This is a genomic window from Chachezhania antarctica, assembly GCF_003646465.1.
GTDB classification, from domain to species: domain Bacteria; phylum Pseudomonadota; class Alphaproteobacteria; order Rhodobacterales; family Rhodobacteraceae; genus Chachezhania; species Chachezhania antarctica.
The window spans coordinates 1-22,436 of the sequence record NZ_QZEX01000022.1 but is presented as its reverse complement, the minus strand read 5'-3'; the positions used below and the strand labels follow the sequence as shown (position 1 = coordinate 22,436).

General features: G+C 60.0%; 25 protein-coding genes. 9 read left to right on the top strand and 16 right to left on the bottom strand.

What is annotated here, in order from left to right; genetic code table 11:
* Positions 1-12: 12 nt before the first annotated feature.
* Together cueR and D4754_RS23055 are read right to left on the bottom strand one after the other, a co-directional pair.
* Positions 13-411, bottom strand: coding sequence for a Cu(I)-responsive transcriptional regulator (gene cueR, locus D4754_RS23060; protein WP_121068484.1), 399 nt, complete (start codon positions 409-411; stop codon positions 13-15).
* Between the two features lie 12 nt (positions 412-423).
* On the bottom strand, positions 424-2,934 hold the full coding sequence (locus tag D4754_RS23055) for a heavy metal translocating P-type ATPase (RefSeq protein ID WP_121068499.1): 2,511 nt from the start codon (positions 2,932-2,934) through the stop codon (positions 424-426).
* A 152-nt stretch (positions 2,935-3,086) separates the two neighbouring features.
* Here D4754_RS23055 and D4754_RS23050 point away from each other — a divergent pair, with 152 nt between their 5' ends.
* Positions 3,087-3,287 carry a heavy-metal-associated domain-containing protein gene (locus D4754_RS23050; RefSeq protein ID WP_007803412.1) on the top strand — a complete coding sequence of 67 codons (201 nt, stop codon included), beginning with the start codon at positions 3,087-3,089 and terminating at the stop codon, positions 3,285-3,287.
* A gap of 42 nt (positions 3,288-3,329) precedes the next feature.
* Here the strand turns inward: D4754_RS23050 and D4754_RS23045 are convergent, their stop codons facing one another.
* The 7 genes from D4754_RS23045 to D4754_RS23015 form a co-directional block, all read right to left on the bottom strand.
* Positions 3,330-4,061 carry a DsbA family protein gene (locus tag D4754_RS23045; RefSeq protein ID WP_009807488.1) on the bottom strand — a complete coding sequence of 244 codons (732 nt, stop codon included), beginning with the start codon at positions 4,059-4,061 and terminating at the stop codon, positions 3,330-3,332.
* 1 nt (position 4,062) lies between these two features.
* On the bottom strand, positions 4,063-4,545 hold the full coding sequence (locus tag D4754_RS23040; protein WP_007803408.1) for a c-type cytochrome: 483 nt from the start codon (positions 4,543-4,545) through the stop codon (positions 4,063-4,065).
* The gene (locus tag D4754_RS23035) at positions 4,542-5,936 is read right to left on the bottom strand and encodes a multicopper oxidase family protein (RefSeq protein ID WP_121068482.1); all 1,395 of its coding nucleotides are present in this window, start codon (positions 5,934-5,936) and stop codon (positions 4,542-4,544) included. The genes D4754_RS23040 and D4754_RS23035 overlap by 4 nt, the downstream gene beginning before the upstream one ends.
* 43 nt (positions 5,937-5,979) lie before the next feature.
* Complete coding sequence (locus D4754_RS23030; protein ID WP_054540598.1) at positions 5,980-6,897, bottom strand: c-type cytochrome; 918 nt, start codon at positions 6,895-6,897, stop codon at positions 5,980-5,982.
* Between the two features lie 2 nt (positions 6,898-6,899).
* The gene (locus tag D4754_RS23025; protein ID WP_054540597.1) at positions 6,900-7,472 is read right to left on the bottom strand and encodes a c-type cytochrome; all 573 of its coding nucleotides are present in this window, start codon (positions 7,470-7,472) and stop codon (positions 6,900-6,902) included.
* A 372-nt stretch (positions 7,473-7,844) separates the two neighbouring features.
* Positions 7,845-8,303 carry a c-type cytochrome gene (locus D4754_RS23020; protein ID WP_121068480.1) on the bottom strand — a complete coding sequence of 153 codons (459 nt, stop codon included), beginning with the start codon at positions 8,301-8,303 and terminating at the stop codon, positions 7,845-7,847.
* Between the two features lie 28 nt (positions 8,304-8,331).
* On the bottom strand, positions 8,332-8,892 hold the full coding sequence (locus D4754_RS23015; protein ID WP_078523123.1) for a L,D-transpeptidase: 561 nt from the start codon (positions 8,890-8,892) through the stop codon (positions 8,332-8,334).
* Between the two features lie 155 nt (positions 8,893-9,047).
* Between D4754_RS23015 and D4754_RS23010 the strand changes: the two genes are divergently transcribed.
* Together D4754_RS23010 and D4754_RS23005 are read left to right on the top strand one after the other, a co-directional pair.
* Positions 9,048-9,350 (top strand): DUF2933 domain-containing protein, encoded by a 303-nt coding sequence (locus tag D4754_RS23010; RefSeq protein WP_043754567.1) that lies wholly within the window; start codon positions 9,048-9,050, stop codon positions 9,348-9,350.
* Between the two features lie 283 nt (positions 9,351-9,633).
* A complete protein-coding gene (locus D4754_RS23005) occupies positions 9,634-11,763 on the top strand; it encodes a protein-disulfide reductase DsbD family protein (RefSeq protein ID WP_121068478.1) in 2,130 nt (709 codons plus the stop codon).
* 28 nt (positions 11,764-11,791) lie between these two features.
* Here the strand turns inward: D4754_RS23005 and ccmI are convergent, their stop codons facing one another.
* From ccmI to D4754_RS22970, 7 genes are all read right to left on the bottom strand, one after another.
* Complete coding sequence (gene ccmI / locus D4754_RS23000; protein ID WP_121068476.1) at positions 11,792-12,943, bottom strand: c-type cytochrome biogenesis protein CcmI; 1,152 nt, start codon at positions 12,941-12,943, stop codon at positions 11,792-11,794.
* Entirely contained in the window at positions 12,940-13,413 is a 474-nt protein-coding gene (locus D4754_RS22995; RefSeq protein ID WP_121068474.1) for a cytochrome c-type biogenesis protein, read from the bottom strand. The genes ccmI and D4754_RS22995 overlap by 4 nt, the downstream gene beginning before the upstream one ends.
* Positions 13,410-13,976, bottom strand: a complete 567-nt coding sequence (locus tag D4754_RS22990) for a DsbE family thiol:disulfide interchange protein (protein ID WP_121068472.1) — start codon at positions 13,974-13,976, stop codon at positions 13,410-13,412. Before D4754_RS22990 ends, D4754_RS22995 begins: the two co-directional genes overlap by 4 nt.
* Positions 13,977-13,984: 8 nt before the next feature.
* Positions 13,985-15,985, bottom strand: a complete 2,001-nt coding sequence (locus D4754_RS22985; RefSeq protein ID WP_121068470.1) for a heme lyase CcmF/NrfE family subunit — start codon at positions 15,983-15,985, stop codon at positions 13,985-13,987.
* A 65-nt stretch (positions 15,986-16,050) separates the two neighbouring features.
* Positions 16,051-16,356, bottom strand: a complete 306-nt coding sequence (locus D4754_RS24510) for an SHOCT domain-containing protein (RefSeq protein ID WP_240453992.1) — start codon at positions 16,354-16,356, stop codon at positions 16,051-16,053.
* Entirely contained in the window at positions 16,292-17,758 is a 1,467-nt protein-coding gene (locus D4754_RS22975) for an ATP-binding protein (protein ID WP_121068468.1), read from the bottom strand. Before D4754_RS22975 ends, D4754_RS24510 begins: the two co-directional genes overlap by 65 nt.
* Positions 17,758-18,480, bottom strand: coding sequence for a response regulator (locus D4754_RS22970; RefSeq protein ID WP_007803380.1), 723 nt, complete (start codon positions 18,478-18,480; stop codon positions 17,758-17,760). The genes D4754_RS22975 and D4754_RS22970 overlap by 1 nt, the downstream gene beginning before the upstream one ends.
* A 188-nt stretch (positions 18,481-18,668) precedes the next feature.
* On the opposite strand from D4754_RS22970, the gene D4754_RS22965 reads away from it, so the two are divergent.
* The 6 genes from D4754_RS22965 (at position 18,669) to D4754_RS22940 (ending at position 22,410) form a co-directional block, all read left to right on the top strand.
* Positions 18,669-19,142 carry a rhodanese-like domain-containing protein gene (locus tag D4754_RS22965; protein WP_008327269.1) on the top strand — a complete coding sequence of 158 codons (474 nt, stop codon included), beginning with the start codon at positions 18,669-18,671 and terminating at the stop codon, positions 19,140-19,142.
* Positions 19,143-19,230: 88 nt separating this feature from the next.
* Positions 19,231-19,668 (top strand): ion channel, encoded by a 438-nt coding sequence (locus D4754_RS22960; RefSeq protein ID WP_233501473.1) that lies wholly within the window; start codon positions 19,231-19,233, stop codon positions 19,666-19,668.
* A gap of 161 nt (positions 19,669-19,829) precedes the next feature.
* Positions 19,830-20,279 (top strand): DUF6010 family protein, encoded by a 450-nt coding sequence (locus tag D4754_RS22955; RefSeq protein ID WP_121068466.1) that lies wholly within the window; start codon positions 19,830-19,832, stop codon positions 20,277-20,279.
* Positions 20,280-20,282: 3 nt separating this feature from the next.
* Complete coding sequence (locus D4754_RS22950) at positions 20,283-20,945, top strand: TVP38/TMEM64 family protein (RefSeq protein ID WP_092813037.1); 663 nt, start codon at positions 20,283-20,285, stop codon at positions 20,943-20,945.
* A gap of 28 nt (positions 20,946-20,973) precedes the next feature.
* The gene (locus D4754_RS22945; protein ID WP_444544449.1) at positions 20,974-21,933 is read left to right on the top strand and encodes a cation diffusion facilitator family transporter; all 960 of its coding nucleotides are present in this window, start codon (positions 20,974-20,976) and stop codon (positions 21,931-21,933) included.
* Between the two features lie 3 nt (positions 21,934-21,936).
* Positions 21,937-22,410, top strand: coding sequence for a hypothetical protein (locus D4754_RS22940; protein ID WP_338031165.1), 474 nt, complete (start codon positions 21,937-21,939; stop codon positions 22,408-22,410).
* The last annotated feature ends 26 nt before the right edge of the window (positions 22,411-22,436 follow it).

Sequence of the window (22,436 nt, the reverse complement as noted above, 5' to 3'; positions counted from 1 at the left end):
CCTTCTTGCCTGTCACTTGGCCAACCGCTCCGGCGACAGATCCTCGATGATGGGGCAGTCGGGCCGGTGATCCCCGGCACATTTTTCCACCAGTTCGGCGAGCGTCGCGCGCATGGATTGCAGTTTCGCGATCTTTTCCTCGATCTGGCGCAGATGGTCTTCCGCACCCGCCTTCACTTGCATGCTTTCGCGGTTTTCATCCTCGTAGAGCGACAGGAGCGTCCTGCAATCTTCGATGGTGAACCCCAAGGCCCGTGCGCGACCCAGAAACGCCAGCTTGTGAACGTGGTTCTCGGTGAACGCGCGATAGCCGTTCTCGCTACGGTTCGGGCGGATCAGACCGATGTCCTCGTAGTAGCGGATCGTCTTGGCGGGCACACCCGATTGTCGGGCAACGTCTCCGATGTTCATGTCGGACCTCCGTTATTCTGCTGGAGCAGGAGTGGCGGCTGCCATCTCTGCCGGGATTGCGCGCTGCTCGTCCATCGCAGGCGCGATGCGCCGCAGCCGCAGGGCATTGGTCAGGACAAACACCGAGGACAACGCCATCGCACCCGCCGCAAGGATTGGTGACAGGAGCAACCCAAAGGCCGGATAGAGCACCCCGGCAGCGACCGGAATAAGTGCCACGTTGTAGGCAAAGGCCCAGAACAGGTTCTGCCGGATGTTGCGCATGGTCCGCCGCGATACTTCGAAGGCGTTCACCACGCCGCGCAAATCGCCCGACATCAGGACGACATCCGCAGATTCGATGGCCACATCGGTGCCGGTTCCAATGGCGATGCCCACATCGGCATGCGCCAGCGCCGGGGCGTCGTTGATCCCGTCGCCGACAAAGGCGATGCGCTTGTTCCCTTGGCGCAAACTGTCGAGCGCCGCAACCTTGCCGTCCGGCAGGACGCCGGCGATGACGTGGTCGATACCGGTTTCGCGGGCGATGGCTTCGGCGGTTTCGCGTTTGTCGCCGGTGATCATCGCAACCGCAAGACCCTTTTCGTGCAGCGCTGCGATGGCTGCGCGGCTTGCCGGTTTGACCGGATCGGCCACGCCGATCACGGCGGCGACACGCCCATCTATGGCAGCGTAAAGCGCCGTGCGACCCTTGCTTGCGATCTTCGTTTCCTCTGGAGCCAATGCCGAGACGTCAATGCCTTCGCGCGCCATGTAGCGGTCGGCCCCAACCAACACCTCCACGTCTTCGACCACGGCGCGCACGCCGTAACCTGTGACCGATTGAAAGCCTTCGGCCGCCACAAGAGGTGCGCCCTCGGCCCGCGCGGCCCGCACGATGGCGTCCGCGACAGGATGCTCGGAGAGCGACTCCACGGCAGCGATCTTCGAGAGCGTTGTTGGGCGATCGAACCCTTCCGCCAGCACAAGGTCAGTCAGTGCGGGTCGCCCCTCGGTCACCGTGCCTGTTTTGTCGAGGGCGACCACATCAACGGAATCAAGTTGCTGCAAGGCGTCACCTTTACGGAACAGGACACCCATTTCCGCAGCACGTCCCGTCCCGACCATGATCGAGGTCGGCGTCGCAAGCCCCATCGCGCAGGGGCACGCGATGATGAGCACCGACACACCGGCGACCAGCGCCATCGTCAGGGCCGGATCAGGCCCGAAAAACAGCCAGACCAGCACGGTCGCCGCCGCGATCGCCATCACGGCAGGCACGAACCACAAGGTGATCCGGTCGACCAATCCCTGGATCGGCAGTTTGGCGCCCTCGGCCTCTTCGACCATGCGAATAATCTGCGCCAGGGTCGTGTCGGCGCCGACCCGCGTGGCGCGGAACTGCAGGCTTCCGGCGCCGTTGACCGTCCCGCCGGTCACCGTATCTCCGGCACCTTTTTCAGCGGGGATCGGCTCGCCTGTCAGCATGCTTTCGTCGACGCGGCTGGTCCCCTCGATGACCTCGCCATCGACCGCGATGCGTTCACCAGGGCGCACGATGACGATGTCACCCTGAACCAGCGCATCGATCTCGATCTCGACGCTTTCTCCGTCCCGCATCACGCGTGCAGTCCGCGCCTGAAGCCCTAATAGCTTCTGGATGGCCGCGCCCGTTCTCCCCTTGGCGCGCGCTTCAAGAAACCGCCCCAGAAGGATCAGAACGACGATGACCGCTGCCGCCTCGAAATAGACGGTGCGCAGCGTGTCAGGCAGGACCGACGGTACGAATGTCGCAACCACGGAATAAAGGTAAGCCGCCCCGGTGCCGACCGCGACGAGGCTGTTCATGTCGGGGGCACCCCGGAACAAGGCCGGGAAACCCTTGGTGTAAAACGTCCGGCCCGGGCCGAAGAGAACGATTGTCGTCAGCACGAACTGAAGAAGCCAACTCGTCTGCTGGCCAATCGTGGTCTCGATCAGCATATGAACGGCCGGAATGACGTGGCCACCCATTTCGATCAGGAAGACCGGCAAGGCGAGGATGGCCGCAAAGGTGACCCGTTTGGCAAGCGCCTGAGCCTCTTCCTCCTTGCGCGCAACTCTGTCGTCACCGGCCTGGGCCGTTGCCACGGTTGCTGGATACCCTGCCGCGCCGCTTGATTCGATCAGATCGGATGTCGTGACAAGACCTTCGACGTAAACGACCGTCGCCGTCTCTGAGGCGAGGTTGACGTTCACCTCGACCACCCCGGGCACCGCGGCAAGCGCCTTATCGACCCGCCCGACGCAAGAGGCACAGGACATCGCTGCAATCGTGAGTTCGGCCCTGGCCTTCCGCGCGGGGTAGCCCAGCTCGCGAAGGGATTCGATGATGTCGGGAATGCGCTTGAGCGCGTCCACGCTCATGCGAGCAGTTTCCGAGGCAAGGTTCACCGACACATCCTCTACGCCGTCGATTGCATTCAATGCGCGATCGACCCTGCCAACGCAGGACGCGCATGACATGCCTTCGATCGGCAGGCTGATCTGTTTGGGTTCGGGCATATGTGTCACCTGTTTTTCCATTCGAAGTGGAATATGAGGCTTCCAGTTACTGGAGGGTCAATGGGAGGGCGCCAAATAAATTTCTTCACTTGACCTTCCAGCGGGGGGAAGCCCCATGTCACCGATAGAAATCAGATCAAGGAGTGGTTCCGATGAAGTTCAGCGTTCCGGACATGAGCTGTGGGCATTGCACCGCAGCAATCGAAAGCGCGGTGAAGAGCGCAGATCCGAATGCAGGCGTAGAATGTGACCTTTCTGCCCGACAGGTGCATGTCGACAGCGTGTTACCAGCCGATCAGGTCCAAGCGATCATTCGGGATGCGGGCTACAACGTGGAACCTGCGGCCGCTTGATGCAGTGCCTGGACCACCCAAGGGTGGTCCGGGCACAGAATTTCAGTCTTCGACTTTGCGGGCTTCCTCGACCAAGTCGGCAAGCTGCGCCTTTTCGACGAAGCCCGGGACCAGCGCATCCCCGATCACGAAAGACGGCGTGCCGTTAAAGCCCAGAGCTTGGGTCAGTTGCATGGAGGTCGCAATGTGCTCTTCGACCTCGGGGGCCTCCATGTCCTTGCGCAACTGCGCGATATCCAGGCCGATCTCCTCGGCCACGCGCAGCACGGAGGCCTCTTCCGCGCGGCCTTCCAGCCCCATCATTGCCCAGTGAAACTCTTCGTATTTGTCCTGCTTGCGCGCTGCCAAGGCCGCTTTCGCGGCAAACACCGATCCGTCTCCGAGAATGGGCCATTCACGATAGACGAGGCGAATGTTGGGATCGTCTTCGATCAAAGCCCGCACCTCGGGTTTGACCCGCCGACAATAGGGACAGTTGTAGTCGAAAAATTCCACAACAGTGACGTCCCCTTCCAGGTTGCCGAGAACCGGCGCATTCGGATCGTTCTCGATCAGATCGCGCTGGTCATTCAGAACTTGGGCCTGACTGAGCTCCTGCGCTTGCGCCTGCCTTTGTTCGAGGATCGCCACGGCCTCCATGACAATCTCCGGGTTCTCGCGGATTGCCTCGAGCACAAGTTCCTTGACCCGGGACTCTGACAGTTCGTCCGCGAGTGCCGGTATCGGAAGCAAGGCAGCTATCGCGACCGTCGTGAAGGCTTGTCTGAAACGCATTTTAGTTCTCTCCCCGTTGTTCGTCGGCTTCTGTCCGCGCGGCCTGGACTTCGCGGATGCGGTCTGGCCAGGTGGACCGGATGAAGGCCAGGATGTTGTGAATTTGCTGGTCGGTCAGCACGTCTGCGAAACCGGGCATGCCACTGTCGAATTCGACGCCCTGACGCGCCAGAAGCGCCGCACCCCCCAGTTTTGTGTAATCGAAGAGCAGGCTGTCAGGATGATGCCAGGTGTGACCCGTCTCATCATGTGGTGGTGCTGGCAGGCGCCCATCCGCGCCGGGCGTTCGCCATTCCGGCTGGCCTTCCAGACCCGCGCCATGACAAGACGCACAGTTTTCTGCGTAGAGCAACGCGCCTTCTTCGATGTCGTAGCTCTCCGCCCTGGACGCGCTGCCGACATCCGAGGATGCACTGGTCGAGAGCCAATACGTGAAGGCGGCTGCTGCGACAGTGATCGGAAGGGACCAAACGAGATATCTCATGTGACCCGTATCCAGGTTGTCATGCCAGATGCGGCGTGGCTGAGCATGTGGCAATGGAACAGCCACTTGCCGGGATTGTCTGCCGTAAAGGCGATCTCCCGGGACTCGTTGCCGGCCAACAGGATCGTGTCCCGCATCGGCCCGAACGCGCCGTCGGGGCGCAGCTCGCGGAAATGCATCCCGTGCAGGTGCATCGCATGTGGGAAAACGGTCTGGTTCTCGATCTTCAGGCGCACCGGCTCGTTCAGGGATAGATCGGCCAGTGGCGTGTAGGTCATTTCGGCGACATCATTCAGGGCCCAGAATTTGCCCGCTTGGGCAAGCTGACGGAATCCAAGACGTTCCCCGCCAAGCAATGCGGACTGCATTCGCCCCATTGCCCCGCCGGACATGACCAGTCGCAAATCACGCGCATCGGCAAGGTCCGGGGCGTGTGCCGCGGGGTTCGGCGGCAACGGCAGTGGCTTGCCTCTTGGTACTGAACTGGCTGTGCCGTTGACCAGAAAACTCACCAACGGGGTCAGTTGATCATCATCGCCGATGCGAAGCAATTGGGCGGTGCCGCCTTCGCCTTCGGTCACATCCACAATTAAGTCGACGCGCTGTGCCGGGCCGAGGATCAACTCGCCGTCAACCGACTGGGGTTGGCCGGTTGGCATTCCATCCACGGCCACCGTCCAGCCACTGAATCCAGAGAGCCTCAGCGGGAAAATTCGAGCGCTTGCTGCGTTGATGATCCGCAAGCGAATGCGTTCGTTGCGCTTCGCGGGCAAGGTCAGGTCATAGCGCCCATTGGTCGTGATAAAGTTGCCGATGCGTCCACCGTGGCTCATCATCATAGGCTGTTCGAAATTGTCGAACAGCTGCCCGCTCTCAGGGTCGAGCAACCAGTCCTCCAGAACGATGACTTCCTCGCGGTCTATGTCCGGTCCATCGACCTCTTCGACGATCAAGGCACCGCGCAAACCACGCGCGACTTGCTCGTATGAGCGATTATGCGCGTGATACCAATAGGTGCCCGCGTCCGGTACGACGAAGTCGTAGTCAAAGGTTTCACCTGGTGCCACGGCTTTCTGGGTCAGTCCTGAAACGCCATCCATCGCGTTATCGATCCGGATTCCGTGCCAGTGAACCGAACTGGGATCGGGTACCTCGTTGCGGAACCTGCGACGCACCCGATCGCCTTGTGCAACCCGGATGTCCGGGGCCGGAACAAGACCGTCATAGCCCCAGATCTCTGTTTCCGGGTAGGTGTCCGGAAGAAGTTGTCGACGCGCAACCTTGGTAACCACGTCCTCGAACGGGGTTGCGGCATAAGCCGACCGCGGGATGGCGGCCGCACAGGCCGCCAGAGTTGCATTGCGCAAGAAATCCCTACGTGTTTGTTTCATTTCGATCCTCGAGAAAGCGGGGGCGTGTCGCCCCCGCGTGATGTTAGTTCGAAGCGGAGTTCTCCGCCTCGACCGTGTCCTTGTTCAGTAGGAAAAGCGCCATCGCTTCGCGATCGGCAGGTGTCAGAAACCGAGTTCCGTCGCGAACGACTTCCGCCATGCTGCCGCCGAACGCATCGCCCGAAGGGGTGATGCCGGTCTGGAGCGCATAAGCGAGGTTTGAAACCGTCCAGTCATTTTTGGCCAGGTCTTTTGGCCGTATCGCGGGTGCCTTGCTGCCACCGGGAAGCTGGGCGTTGCCTGCAAAGGAAGCACCGATATCGCGGCCTCCCGCAAGATTGCGCGGCGTATGGCAGGCTCCGCAATGTGCCGCACCGCGCACCAATTCCCGTCCGCGATTCCATGAGTCGCTTCGCCCTTCAACCGGTTCGGTATCCGGATCGTAGAAGAACGCCGCTCGCCAGAGCTTCAGCCCCCATCGTTGGTCGAATGGGAAGCTGACATCGTTTTCTGGTGCAGGCTTGTCCACGGGCTGCACGGTTTGAAACGCCGCCCAGAGGTCAGCGATATCCTGGTCAGAAAAATCCGCATAGAACGTATATGGGAAAGACGGATAGTAGGGCGTTCCATCGGGGCCGATACCCTGCCGCACGGCTTTTGCGAACTGTTCTGCCGTCCATTCGCCCATGCCATGTTCGGGGTCTGTCGTCAGGTTGGGCGGATAGAACGTTCCGAACGGGGTTTCGAGCGGCGCCCCTCCGGCAAGTGGCGCGCCGCCCGCTTCGAAATTGGTATGACAGGCAATGCACCCACTGGCGCGCGCCAGATACGCGCCCCGGTCGACATTGCCCGCTGATGCGATCGGCGCCACCGCACTGCCGACAGGCCATGCAATCACCGCGCCGAGGCCGGCCGCGCCCAGCACGGCGACCCCGCTGACCAGTGTCAAAAACCGTCGCATGGTCAGTCTTCTTCCGCCCGGAAGCGTTCATGGCACGCGGAACAGACCTGGGTCGTCATCGCGAATGCCGCGTCGGCGGGCATTTCGGCAATGGCGGCAGCATCCATCATGCCGCCTCCGCCCATCATCGTGCTCCCGCCCATCATGGACCCACCGCCCATCATCGAGGTGCCACCCATGGAGGTATTGCCGCCCATGCCGCCCAATCCATTGTCGGCTGCGCGTTCCAGGCCTTCGGAATATTCTTCCAGCTGACTCGCCAATGCTGCGAAGCGGTCCCAGTCGGTCCACACCTCGTCTTTGGCTTCCGAGGGCATGCCCCCTGTGCCCTCAGGGAACAGGTTCGTCATGCTCTCACCGGCGTGCTGCTGGAACAGGCGCGCGGCATCGCGCACTGTTTCTGCGTCATAGGCCGTTTCGCCCCTCATCATCGGGGCCACGGTCTTGACCGCCTTCCCCATTGCAAGCATGGCGTCCATGCGCTCTTTCACGATGCCGGTGGCACCGCTATGCGCGAATGCCGTGACCGCAGTACCTGCAATCAACACTGCCGCTACGATAGTCGTCTTTTTCATGTCTTCGATCCTTCTTTGGGTCTGCTTTTCGAGCGATGTGAAATCAGACCCACCGTCGCGGCGGTGGAGGATCGCTGGTGGGGCGCAACTCGGTTCGTTGGGTCGCGCCGTCTTGCATGACGGCCTTCAGAAACTGAGGCTCGTAAACCACGTTTGGCTGGAGCAACACCATTGCCGTGACAGAACAATCGAGTCCCGGATGACAGTGGCCAGAGGCCTCGTTCGTTGATGACCCTACATCTTCGTGAGCGTGAAATTCTTGCGCCAAGGACGCTTCACCATGAAACGCTGGCGCCTCAGGCACTCCGAGAACCACTAGGAAAAGGCCGGAAACGATCGACAGAATCCATCGGTTTGTCTTCGACCAACGCATCAGTCAATCCCGTTGGCCCGCTGTATTTCGCGGACATAGGCGGCAACCATCTTGACGTCTCCCTGGGTCAATCCCTCGATCCGTGGCATGTTACCGAAATTCCAGTGATGCGCACGCACGCCATTTTGAGCGGCCAAAACAAAGGCCATGTCCGAATGGTGGCTTGGTTCGTAGATCTTGTGCACAAGAGGCGGCGCTACACCGTTTTGACCGGCAGCATTTTCACCGTGACACTCAGAACACTTTGCCTCGAATATGCTCTTTCCAAGCGCCGCCTGTTGCGAGAGTTGGGAAGGCAGCTGGACCTGAACGATCGGGCCGCCTTCAGCGATCTCACTTGTGTCGGGTGGCGTCATGGAGTGGCCAACCGCTGTATCTTCCGCTCCAACGAACTGCCAAACGGCAAAACCCCCGCCGATAACAAAAACGGCACCAATCAGCGCAGTCAATTTGTCCATGCCTGTATCTTCCGCCTTGCCCGTTGGGTCAGATGAGTTTGACTTGAGTGCCGACAGGTGCCCGCTCGTAGACTTCCTCGATCTGTGCGTTGAACAGGCCGATGCAGCCGTTTGACGACCGGCGGCCGATCTTGCGCGTATCCTGTGTCCCGTGAATACGGTAGTACTGCCACGACAGGTACAGTGCACGAGTACCCAATGGGTTGTCCGGATCACCCCCCTCGACACGAGCCGGCCATTCCGGATTGCGTTCCCGCATGGAGGGCGTTGGCGCCCAGCTGGGGTTTTTGCGTTTTTCCACCACTTCGGTGTAACCGCGTTTGGTGAGTTCGTCGGTCAGCGGAACGGACGTTGGGTAGATCCGCATTTCGCCATCTGATGTCCAATGCTGGAGCGCCTTCGTCACGGTATCGGAGATGATGATCCCCTTTCCGAGTGCGTCGAAGTGATCTTGCCAGTCATGAACTCGGAAAGAAGAAATGTTGCGGCGAATGGTTTCGGCTCGAACCACGCTTGGTGCAACCAAAGCGACAGCCGCATACCCCAACAGGCTTCGTCGATTGATCTTGTTGTTTCGCGATGTCGTCATGACACACTCCTAGCCTACGGTTTGTACATGTCTTTTACGGGAGACCCGGCATCAGGTGACCTGACAAGGCCGCGAGAAGTGTATCCATTTGTATCCTTGACCTTACCCTGCTGGAGGGTCGCAAATGACGCCGGGAACGAGACAAAGAGGGTGTCATGGACCACCACAGCCACAGAAAAAAGCCGATCACGGACAGGCTCATGCATTATGGTATGATGGCGTGTTGCGTCGTCATGCTGCTGCCCGTTGCGGGGTTTTTTCTTGCCGGCGGCACATTGGCGGGCATGTGGGGCAATGCAGCGGCTTTCGCCCCGCTCCTGCTGTGCGTTGGGGCGCATCTCGTGATGCACAAGTTCATGGGAAAATCGTGCCATTCCGACAAGGCAAAGGATACTATCGAGGAAACGACCGAGCCCATAACCTCCGCGATTCCAGTCGTGGTCCGCGACAGGCCGTGATGTGCGCGGGAAGGTACGCGTAGGCGCGTTGCTGTTGTCGGGTTTCATGCTTGGGGGATGTGCAGGAAGTCTTGAAGACTGCTCGGATCGCGGCGCTATCGTGTCCACGAAGCAAGCGTCAGACCTTCTGCCGAATGGGTGTCGAACCCTTTCATCTTCTGCGACTGGCGTTGCGCGAATTGTCTGTGCGGACGGTCGTCAGGGTTTTGCCACAGGTGGACTTTGACGCAATTTCCGCCGTCCTGGCGAAATCTGCGGAAAATATGGGAAGGAAGCAGGTATCTTGATCGATTGCCTTTTGATCCTGCGACGGGTTTTGCTTATTCCCTTCGTGCTCCTGGCCGTTGTCTCTGGAAGTGTCGCGGCAGCAACCTCTGCTGAATACCAGAGCGCGCCACTCACCGCGCATCTCATTAGTGTACAGGACGGCGTTCCCGAGAACACACAGACTCTGTCAGCCGGGCTTCACCTTCAACTGAACGAAAACTGGAAGACCTATTGGCGGTCGGCGGGCGAGGTGGGAATACCGCCTTCGGTCGAATGGAGCGGTTCCGAAAACGTCGCAGATGTCGAATTCATGTGGCCCGCCCCGACGCGCTTCACCGCCTTCGGCATCGAAAATTTTGGTTATGCGGGTGAAGTCGTCTTTCCGCTGCGCATAACGCTCAAAGATCCCGGCGCACCTGTGACTCTTTCCGCGCAGGTCAAACTGCTGGTGTGCTCCAATGTCTGTGTCCCGGAAGAGTTTGACCTGTCACTTCGCCTCGGACGGGGCAACGTCATCGACAGCACTTCGGCTGGGCTGATCGGTACGTTTTCCGAGCGCGTCCCCGAAGGGGCCAAGACGAGCGGCGTCAGCGAGGCAAATGCCTTCATCGACGAAGACCTCACGGAGTTGATCGTCAGCCTTCGCGTCGATGAACCACTCCAGTCGCCGGATGTGTTTCCCGAACTGGGTATGGGTGTTGCGCTTGGCAAACCCGATATCCGTTTGGGAGAAGAGGATCGTTTGCTTTGGGCGCGCTTGCCGATCCTCTCGTCGAATACGGATGTGACAGTGGCTCCGTCGATTACCGTCACCGACGGCGAGAACCGGGCCTTCACGATCATCGCGGATCGCGTGGCGCAAGGAATAGCACCACCCTTTGAACTGGCCGCCACGACACCGGACATGATGGAACTGATCTGGATTGCCGCGATCGCGCTGCTGGGCGGATTGATCCTGAATGTGATGCCCTGCGTGCTGCCGGTGCTGTCCATCAAGGTGTCGTCTGTGCTCAAACACACCGATCACGACACAACCCGTGTCCGGTTCGGTTTCGTCGCTGCCAGCGCCGGCATCATGACGTTCATGTGGGGTCTGGCGCTCGTCCTCTGGGTGCTCCAGACGGCAGGCCTCAGCGTCGGGTGGGGTCTGCAGTTTCAAAGCCCGCTGTTTCTTGCGGTGATGATCGCTGTTCTGCTCGTCTTTTCGGCAAATCTGTTCGGAGCGTTCGAGTTCGCCCTTCCACACGGCATTCAAACGCGGCTTGCAGGGGCCGGTGGACGCAACGGGTATTCCGCCGACTTTTTCACTGGCATGTTCGGTGCCGTCATGGCGACGCCTTGTTCGGCACCGTTCCTCGGCACCGCTGTGGCCTTTGCTTTGGCCGGGCGTGGCTTGGACATCCTCATAGTCTTTTCGAGCCTCGGGTTCGGCCTCGCCCTGCCCTATCTCGTCATCGCCGCGTTCCCGCGTCTGGTCGCATTCATGCCTAAGCCTGGTCGATGGATGCTGATCATCAAAAGCGTCATGGGGGTCTTGTTGCTTGCAACCGCCGTGTGGCTGTTCTGGGTGCTCGACGGTGTCGCCGGGCTTGTGTCTGTCATCGCGGTCGCGGCGTTGTCCGGTCTCGCCGTTCTGATACTATCTCTCCCGAATGTGCAGTCCCAGTTCAGGTGGTCTATTGCCATAGCCAGCCTTGTCCTGGCCATTGCCGCAGGTCCTCTCTTGCAGCAATCAGCACCTGCGCGTTCGACGCCGCAGTTGGCAATGGCTTGGATCGCATTTGATCGTTCGGACATAGCGAAACGCGTGTCCGCAGGAGAGGTCGTTTTTGTCGATGTGACCGCTGACTGGTGCCTGACTTGCAAAGCGAACAAGACACTTGTCATCGACCGGGAGCCAGTCCGGAGCGCGCTTGAAGCGCCTGGAGTCACGGCGATGCAGGCAGATTGGACACGCCCGGACACGCGCATTTCCCGCTACCTTGAGAGTTTCGGCAGATACGGCATCCCCTTCAATGCCGTCTACGGACCATCGGCACCGAACGGCATTGTGCTGTCCGAATTGCTAACAACCGAAGACGTGATGGACGCCTTGGCGCAAGCCAGCGGTCGGGATGTTTCCGCAAAGGTTGCCGGACAGGAGTGACCTGCCCGGGCGGGACACCGACCAGCAGTCAGCCGCCGAGCCGCTCAAGCGCGGCACGGACCGCCGCACGCCGAGGATCACTGGCGGGCTGCTGCTCCAACAGCGCTTCAGCCTTGCGGTAGGCCTCAACGGCGCGATCGGGCTCCTCAAGGACCGTATAGGCGTTTGCCAGCCGCATCCAACCATCCAGATCGTCCGGTTCATCCTCAAGACGCTCGGCCAGCCGCGAGACCATCGATCGGATGAACTCCGCGCGGTCCGCGTCATTCATCTCCGACGCCGTCGCAACATCTGCCGCACTCGGGCCGGGTGGGGATGTCGGCCCGCTGGGTAGATTGACGACCGGGAGGTCAGCTGCCGCTGCAATCCGGTTGATCTGCAAAACGTATGTTTCCATCCAGGGCACGAACGTCTTTTCCTGGTTCAGCCGGGAAACGAGCAGATCGTAGGCCTTACGCGTCTCTTCTTTTTGAAGATGGTAGAGAGACTCGAAATAGGTTGCCGCAGGATTGGATGGGTCAAGTTCCAAAGCGCGATCAATGGCCAATTTCGCCCGTGGAATAACAACGCCGTCATTGGCAACCGCGACAGCCTCTGCCAGCATGGAGAATGTCGCGGAGGTGGCATCCTCCCGTTTGGCGACAACTTCGAATGCTTTGACGGCATCAACTGTTCTGCCCATGCGCTGATAGGTCTGGCCCAACAGCATCCACCCTTCGCTGGGGCCGCCGGTCGGATCGGATACAAGCCTTTCGCGAAGTTGTATCGCCAGCGCCGTCACTTCATCAGTCTGTGCGCGCTCCTCTGCACGGGCAGCGAAGGCCATTGAAGGCACCTCCGGCGATCCCATCGTCAGATAGTAGCCCGCGGCAATAACCGGCGCGAGAACCGCCGCGACAACGAGAGTGACTCTGCCACCACTACGGGACGATCCGGCTTTTTCTTCCGAATTGCGGGTCGTCGCGAGGATCCGTTTCTTGATTTCGAGTCTGGCTGCTTGAGCTTCATGTTCAGAAATCAAACCGCGGTCCATGTCTCGTTGGATTTCCCGCATCTGATCGGCGAGGATTGCCGGTACAGCATCTCCTCTGGTGAGAGTGTTCGATTTGGACAGCAGCAGCGGATAGAGGACTATTCCGATCGCGAGCAGCGTCAGAAGACCGAAAATACCCCAGATCATGACGCATCCCCCGCTTCGTTTTGTCTGAGAATTTCGGACACGGTGTTCTCATCCTCCGCGCCCAAATCTTCAAAAGCCTCTTGCTTTCGCCGACTCATCAGTACCCCGCCACCAACGAAAACCCCGATCAGAACGAAAGCGATCGGCGCAAACCAAAGCGCGTAGGTCGCAGGCTCTAACGGCGGTTTGAGTAGCACGTAATCCCCGTACCGCGCCCGGATGTAGGCGATCACCTCCGCGTCGCTGTCTCCGGTGACCAGTCGCTCGCGTACGAGCAGACGCAAGTCCCGCGCCACACCCGCATTCGAGCTGTCGATGTCCTGGTTTTGACAGACGACGCAACGCAGATCCTTGGAAATCTCCCGCGCCCGCTGTTCTAATACCGGGTCGGTCAGCATTTCGTCTGGTTCGACCGCATTGGCGGCAAAGGGAAAGAGCCCGATGCAAAACGCGAAAATCAACTGTCTCATGATGCTGCTCCCTTTGGCAGTGCGCCTGCCTGCTTCAGGGCTTGCGTGAACCGTTCGACGGCGTCCGGACCCACGACCGGCCCGACATAGCGAAACAGAACAGTACCATCGCCATCGACGATGAAGGTTTCCGGCACGCCCGAAAGGCCCCATTCGATCCCGGTGCGGCCCGACAGGTCGGACCCGATCCGTTCGTAGGGATTGCCGAGGTCATTGAGCCATTTCACGGCATCCTCTGGTTTGTCTTTGTAGTTGATGCCGAACAACCGCATGCCCTCGCGTTCGACAAAGCGTGTCAACACGGCATGTTCCGCGCGGCAGGGCACGCACCAGGACGCAAAGACATTGACCACGACCGGTCGTTCGTTGCCGACAAGATCGCGTCGGACCAGGCCAGGTGTCTCCAACCCCGGCACGGGATCGAGGTCGAACGCCGGGGCCGGTTGCGAGATCAGGACGGAAGGGATCTCGTTGGGATCCCGGTCGGGATTGAGCCCCCAGAGGAAAAACCCTCCGAATATGACCGCCGCAATAAACGGCAGCCCGGCAATGAGACGTTTCATCTTCTCTCCTACTCGGCAGGAACAGCATCGCTGGCTGGCGGTTTGGCCCGGCGCGGCGCCCCGACCCTCAAACGGCGATCCGACAAGGACAAACAGCCACCGATCACCAGCAGGATCGAGCCGATCCAGATCAGGTTGACGAGCGGTTCATAGAGGATTCGAAGGGTCCATGCTCCAGCGTTGTTCACTTGATCGGAGGCGGGCGTTGTAATCGACGTATAGAGATCACCCGCCAATGTGGACCGGATGGCCGACTCTGTCGTCTGGCTTTCCGCGACCGGGTAATACCGGCGTTCCGGGAAAAGCGTCGTGACCAGCTCGCCATCCCGACGGACCACAAGGGTGCCGCGATCCGCGATGTAGTTCGGCCCTTGAACCTGTGTGGCCCCTTCGAAGGTGATGTCGAACCCGGCGATCGCAACTTCGGTCCCCGGCGCGGCAAAGACGATCTCCTCGCTCTTCCACGCGCTGGACCCGATCATCCCCATCATCAAAACGGCGACGCCTGCATGGGCGAGTGTCATGCCGTGTGACGCACGTGGCAGGTTTCTCGCGCGTCTCACGCTCTCTGCAAGGGGAACCTCGAACAGGCGGATGCGTAGCGCCCATTCCCGTAGGGTCGCAAAAAGCAGCCACGCCGCGCCGAGGATGGCAAGATAGGCCATGATCGGCCCGCCATACAGAAGATACCACGCGGCCAAGGCGGCGACGACCGCCAGCACGGCCACGAACCGGATGCGATCGAGCAAACCGGCGATATCAGCCCGCTTCCATGAAAGGAATGGGCCAAGACCCATGAACACGACCAGCGCCAGCATCATCGGAATGAAGGCCGCGTTGAAGAAAGGTGGACCCACCGAGATCTTGTCCCCCGTGACAGCCTCGAGGATCAGCGGATAAAGCGTCCCGAACAGGACCGTTCCCGTAGCGGCGGCCAGAATGAGGTTGTTCACGAGCAGCCCGGCTTCGCGGCTGATCGGGCGAAACAGACCGCCCGGCTCCATTTCGGGTGCCCGCCAGGCGTAGAGCGCCAGCGACCCACCGATGGACACGGCCAGCAGACCCAGAATGTAAAGCCCGCGCTCTGGATCGACGGCGAAGGCATGCACGGAGGTAAGCAGGCCGGATCGGACGATGAACGTCCCGAGAAGTGAAAGCGAGAAAGTCAGGATGGCAAGCAGGATGGTCCAGCTTTTGAACGCGTCGCGCTTTTCGGTGACGATGGCGGAATGCAGCAGCGCCGTGCCCAGAAGCCAGGGCATGAAGCTCACATTCTCGACCGGGTCCCAGAACCACCAGCCGCCCCAACCCAGTTCATAATAGGCCCACCACGATCCAAGAGCGATACCTGCCGTCAGGCTGACCCACGCGGCCAATGTCCACGGGCGGACCCATCTGGCCCAGGCCGGATCGACGCGCCCTTCCAGAAGAGCCGCAACGGCAAAGGAAAACACGATGGAGAAGCCGACATACCCGAAATACAAGAGCGGCGGGTGCATGGCGAGACCCATGTCCTGAAGCAACGGGTTCAGGTCATTGCCGTCGAGCGGCGGCGGGAACACCCGCTCGAACGGGTTCGACGTCAGCAGCAGGAAGGACAGGAAGCCGACGCTGATCCACGCCTGCACCGACAAGGTGCGCGCCTTGGTCTCGGCGGGGATGTTCGATCCGAACCAGGCGACGCCCGCGCCGAACGCTGCGAGTATCAGGATCCAGAGCAGAAGCGAACCCTCATGGCTGCCCCATGTCCCGGCCACCTTGTAAAGCATCGGCTTGAGCGAATGGGAATTCTCAACGACGTTCCTGACGGTGAAATCGCTGACGATGAAGGCCTGCATCAGCGCTGCGAAGGCTATGGCCACAAACAGCACCTGTCCTATTGCCGTCGCCTGGGCGGATTTCATCCAGACGGCGTTTCCACGCGACGCACCTGCAATCGGCAGAACGCTTTGAACAAGTGCGAGGGCCAGCGCGAGGGCCAGTACGAAGTGACCGATTTCCGGGACCATGGCGTTCTTTCCTATTTAGCGTCGGTGGGCGTCGCGTCGGACGGCTTTGGCGTCCGCGGCGGGGTCTATTCGTCGAGCGTTGCTTTGCGGCGACGGAACTCTTCTTCGTCGATTTCCCCATTCGCAAAGCGGCGCCGGAGCGCTTCCTGCGCGTCCGAGTCCGGGGGACGGGTGCCATTGTCCCGCAGCCTGAGCACCAGAAACACGATCAATGCGATCACGGCGCCCCAGAAGCCGAGCATCATGAAGCCGCCCATAAAGCCATAGCCTCCGCCCCACATGTGACCTGTCCAGGAGCCTGGACCATCAGCTCGCGCCATGCTGGCGGGCAAGCTGGCCAGCAACGTTGGAATGAGCGTTTTCAGTTTCATCTGTTTCTCCTTCGATTAGTTCGCTTTCATCCAGTGGGATGGTGACAACAGCGCGCAAACCCGCGCTGTTATGGTTGACCAGCTGGATATCGCCGCCATGGGATTGGACGATTGTCCTCGCGATCGAGAGCCCAAGCCCATAACCGCCCGTTTCCAGAGACCTCGATTGCTCGAGGCGATAGAAGGGATCGAAGACCTTTTCCAACTGGTCGACGGGAATGCCGGGCCCATTGTCATCGATGTTGAGTACGAGGTTCGAACCGTGGGTCGCCCAGCTGACTTTTGCGGCACCACCGTAGCGAACGGCGTTCTCAAGCAGGTTCCTCAGCGCCCTTCGGAACGCGTTGGGTCGAAGCCGCACGGCAACATCATCACTCGGGGCAAAGGTGCAGTGTGCCGCCATATCGCTGCACAAGCTGTCCAGAAAATTGCGCAGATCGACCACTTCGGCACCTTCGGATCCGGTAAGGCCCCGTGCAAAGGTGAGCGTCGCTTCGACCATGCTCTGCATCTCTTCGACCGATGCGATGAGGCTGTCCCGCGTCTCTTCTTCGTCAACCAGCTCCGCGCGGACACGCATAGCAGTCAACGGCGAGCGCAAATCGTGACCAAGCGCTGCGAGCATCCGTGTCCGATCGCTGACAAACCGGGTCAGCCGTCGTTGCATGCGGTTGAAGGCGACGGTCAGATCCTTGACCTCGGTCGGCCCCGCGACGGTCAATTCACCCACATCCTCGCCCCGGCCAAGATGGTCCGCGGCCTTGGAGAGGTGCCGCAAAGGACGCGTCAGGCGCGTCATGACAAACCAGAAGATCGCCACCAGGAGCAGTCCGGCGGAAATTCCAAAGGTCAGCATCGAATAGAAAGGCCATTGGATTGGCGGACGCTCGAACCGCGTTCCGACATTCAGCCAACGCGCTCCCTTGATGGCGATCGACAGGTTCATCTCAACCGCCGTCAACTCTCCGCGCATCATCGCGAGATGCATTTCCGTCATCTCGTCCGAGAGATTGGGAAGGGGCCGCAACGCGCCCTCGACCTCGTGCAGTTCAACGCGAATATCCCGGCTGTAGCTATCGCCCAGAAGCGCGCGTATGCGTCCTTCCACGATGCCGCCATCCGAATGACCGGTGTGTTCCACGCTCGGAACGTCCGACAGATCAAACCGGATCAATGGCGAATTCGCCGCGCGGAGGATCGAGTCCTGCAACTCCGGCGGGGCCTCCTCGATCAACCGCGCGACATTTGCTGCGCGACCGGCGGCCTCGAACCCCAATGCGGCACGAATCGCAAGGGTGCGCTCGTCAGCGAACAGGAACAGGCTGATCGCCTGGGACACGACAAGTGCCGCGACCACAAGCAGGATCAACTGGCCGCTCAGAGACCTCATCGCACGGCGCATCACGGCGCATCCTCGACATCGGCAGCCAGACAGTATCCGCCGTTCCGCACCGTTTTGATGACACTGGGCCTAAGTACATCCGGCTCGATTTTGCGGCGGAGACGGCTGATCTGATTGTCGATGGTTCGATCCATCGGGCCTGCCGTCCGCCCAGCGGTCAGGTCAAGCAACTGGTCACGGCTGAGCACCATCCTCGCGCGTTCCAGCAGGACCGCCAGCAATTTGAACTCGGAGGTCGTCAATGGGGTCTCGGTGGTGGACTCGTCAATCAGCACCTGCCGGTCGGTATCCAGTATCCAGTGCGCAAAAGAGACTTTCCTCCCAGCGAGGCTTCCGGCCACAGGTTCGTCGCGGTTGCTTCTCCGAAGAACCGACTTGATGCGGGCGAGCAGTTCTCGTGGATTGAACGGCTTGGCGAGATAATCGTCCGCACCGATTTCCAGACCCACGATCCGATCCGTTTCCTCACCAAGCGCCGTCAGCATGATGATCGGAAGATCACCCTCTGGCGCAAGTCTGCGGCAAACCGACAAACCGTCCTCGCCCGGCATCATGACATCGAGCACGAGGAGGTCGAAGTGACCGGTGGCCAGCTTGGCATCCATCTCCACGGCATCCCTGGCGACGGTCGTGCGCATTCCGTTCTTCTCCAGGAAGCGCGCGACGCTTTCGCGTATCTGAGCGTGGTCGTCCACGATAAGGATATGAGGTGGCGGTCCCATGGCGTCCTTCCTAGATCATCGTTGCATTCTGTTTCATGGGCAGAATTGTAGCCGTTTGTATCAGGTCAGTCCCTTGCTACAGATGGATACAAATCTGTGCCTGCACCGTGTCGTGCTCCCGGGTAGCGTCGCGCGTATGTTATGTGACCTTTGGGATCGCAACCGATCAAAGGATGAGGTTTTCGAATATGGCTCTTGATTTGAACCGGCGCCGTTTCGTTCTGGGTGCTCATATGACGGTGCTGACCGTCGCGGCGTCACCGCTGTTGGCGCAGAGCCGATCTGTCTGGTCGGCAGAGAATGCCTTTGACGCGCTTCTATCGGATACGGCGCGGATCATCGATGTCAGAACGCACAAAGAGTGGCAAGAAACCGGCGTAGGTGCTGGTGTATGGCCGATAAGCATGCACGCGTCCGGTTTTCCGGACCGATTGTTCAGGGCCAAGGAACTGAGCGGTGATCGCACTGTTGGACTGATCTGCGCCACTGGCGGACGCTCCGCATCGCTGCTTCGAGCGTTGAGACAAGCTGGTTATTCGGGCTACGCCGATATCTCGGAAGGGATGTTGGGATCAGGCGAAGGGCCTGGCTGGATCGCATCGAACTTGCCGACCGTTCCGGTGGATGTCGCCCTGAACGGGTTGCCCCCCGCGTTGGCCTGACCAGTGAAGAATCAATTGGTCCCGTTGTGCTAAAAGCCTGATGTATGGTCAAATTGACCTGTTTGAACAGGAAGACGGGTTTGGGTGTATGACCGAGTTGATGGCTATGTTTGTCGGAATATGCGCGGCAATCATGATGGGAATTGTCCATCATTATGCGTTGTCGGGCATTCTGAAGTTTTCCCCGCAGCGGTCGGATGGCTCCGGCTTTCGGATCATCCTGACGTTTTCCGCGTTGCTGTTGCTGCACGTATTGGAACTTGTGACGCTCGCCGTGTTCAACACGATGGTGGTGGCAAGCGTTCTGCCGCAATCGTTCAGCAACAGCCCGCCGATGTTTCAGGATGTTCTCTATGTTACGGGCATCTCGTTCTCGACCCTTGGCTATTCGTCCATAGAGGTGGTCGGGCCCTTTCGACTGTTGCTGATGCTGCAATCGCTTTTGGGCTTCATGTTGCTGACCTGGTCAGCGACGTTTCTTTACTCAGCCTGCCAGCAAGTCTGGCAGAAGGCGAAAGATGACTGAAAATCGCCACGCGCGTCGGACATGAGCTTGGCGTCAGCGTCAAATACGTCCTGATATCGGTCCTTTGACCTCACCGTGGAACGGTTGAGTGAGCGCTGCGTTGCGCGCGTGGATGAATAGCCCTTGACCTTCCAGTTGCTGGAATCCCTAGGTACAAAGCCATGGCACAGATTTTCGAAAAGACAGGCGATCACGTATCGCACCATCGACACGGGGATATCTTGAAATCTCCCGTATGGGTTGGTGTGTTGTTTGTCTTGCTCACAATGCCGGCTCACCTGTTTTTGGATGAAAAGAGCTCGATAGCTCTTGCTTCGATCACGCTTGCTTTGATTGGCGGTGCCTATATCGGCTTTGGCGCCGCGGACGGCAGAGCGCGCGTGTTCTGCGCAGAGCTCGCCGTCGCCCTTTTGTTCGGCTCGGCAGCCTTTTTGGGGCTGATATGGCATTGGGCTTTCCTTCCCTTGGGCTTGGCCCTGCACGCCCTTTGGGACATGTCACACCACAATTCTTATCGTCTCGCCCGGATTCCGAACTGGTATATTCCATTCTGCGTGGCCTTTGACCTTTTGGCAGCGACGTTTTTCGTTCTGCTCTATGCCGTGTTTTGATCCATGATGATGCGCATCCTTCTTATTGCGGTGTTCCTGATGGGAGTCGTCGCATTGGCCTTCCCGGACGTCCTTGGCGTTGACATTCGCCTGCCTGATCGCGCGGAAATTGACCGCTGGATCGAGGCGGCAGGTCTTGCCGGACCAATTGTTATCGTGGCGCTTATGACAATCGCTATCGTCGCAAGCCCCCTGCCCTCGGCGCCGATCGCACTCGCCGCCGGAGCGGCTTATGGGCACACGTTCGGGACACTCTTTGTCGTTCTTGGCGCGGAACTCGGTGCGCTTGCCGCTTTTGGTCTGGCCCGCGGTCTCGGTCGTCCCTTCGTTGAGCGTCATCTCGGTCAGAAGATTAACACAGGCCTGTTCGGATCGCAGAACACTCTGACCTTCTTGGTCTTCGGCAGTCGCCTGCTGCCGTTTCTGTCCTTCGATATGATCAGTTACGCCGCAGGTCTGAGCAAGCTGCATCTTTGGAGGTTCGCGCTGGCCACGATGGCCGGGATTATTCCAGCGAGTTTTTTGCTCGCTCACATGGGCAACCAGGCGATGAACGGAGATGCCCGCACTGCCACATGGACCGCGCTTGCGCTCGGTGGCTTTACCGGCCTGTCGGTTCTCTTCGCCGCGACGCGAAAGACCGGTACACAAGGGGAGGAGAGCTGATATGGCCAGTCATTCTCACGCCGGGCACATGCCGAGTTCCGGCAAGGCCCTTGTGATTTCGGCCTGGCTCACCGGCGTCTACTTCGTGATTGAACTGGCCGTCGGGCTCTGGACTGGCTCGATTGCCGTCCTGTCGGATGCGTTTCACACCCTGTCGGCGGTTGGCGGCGTTCTCGTGGCCATCACCGCGCAGCGGATTGCGCGCCGTCCAGCGGATTCGACGCGCAGTTTCGGATGGTACCGCGCCGAAATCATCGGGGCGCTGGTGAATGGCGGCTTTCTTCTCGGCATGGCGCTTCTGGTGATCTGGATGGGCGCGATGCGGCTCGGAGACCCGATCCACCTGGCCACAGGCCCCATGCTTTGGGTCGCCTTCGGGGGCCTGGTCACGGAAGTGGTCTCTCTGGCGCTGATGTGGCAATCGAGCAAGGACGATCTGAATGCCCGTGGCGCGCTCTGGCACATCATCCAGACCTTTGTCGGCAGCCTCCTGATCATCGTCACCGCCCTTGTGATCGAGTTCACCGGCTTTCTGGCGATTGACCCGATTCTCGGCATGGCGTTCGGGGTGGTTCTCCTCTGGGCCTCTGTGGGCGTAATCAAGGAAGCGGTCCACATTCTCATGGAAGGCACGCCCGAGGGAACGGATCTCGACGCTGTAACAGCGGACCTGAACGGGCAGGACGGGGTTCTGGATGTTCACCATGTGCATGCCTGGACGCTGACCAGCGGCAAACACGCGTTTTCCGCCCATATCCGCCATCAGTCACCCGCCGAGGCCGCGGATTTGCTGAACAGGGCCTATCGGCGGCTGACGGAACAGCATGGGTTTCACATGGTCACGCTGCAGCTCGAAACAGAGTGTCTCGACGAGCGCCACGCGCGGGATCTTGATATAGTCCAGATAGCGGCTGCAAAGGCTGCGCAAGAAAAGACTGATGTGCGAGATGCGCATCCGCACCCAAGCCCTAACACAGAAGGGCCGTAGACTGTGATCGACATAATACTAGCCGCAGAGCCGGAGATTCGTCTGACGGCGTTTTTGAGTGTGCTGGCCGCCATGGCGCTTTGGGAACTCGCCGCCCCGCGTCGGCGGCGTGACATTCCGCGTGTCATCCGTTGGTCGAACAACCTGGCACTTGTCGTGATCGATACGGCGATCCTCCGGTTGTCTTTCCCAATCCTGGCCGTCGGTCTGGCGGTCCTGGCCGAGGAGCGGGGCTGGGGCCTGTTCAACATTATCGAGGCTCCTTTCGGGTTGGCTGTGATCCTGTCCATGCTGCTGCTCGATCTGGCGATCTATCTGCAACATGTCATGTTCCACGCCGTCCCGGCCCTGTGGCGCCTGCACCGGATGCACCATGTGTCAATCTCGGCGACAAAATGGGCCATTTACCGGCGCAAAAAGGGGCCAAGGTTCGGGATAGCGGTGGCGCTCTGGCGCGTGTGCTCATCATATAGCTAACGCGTGTCAGAGCGCGCTGGCCGCAG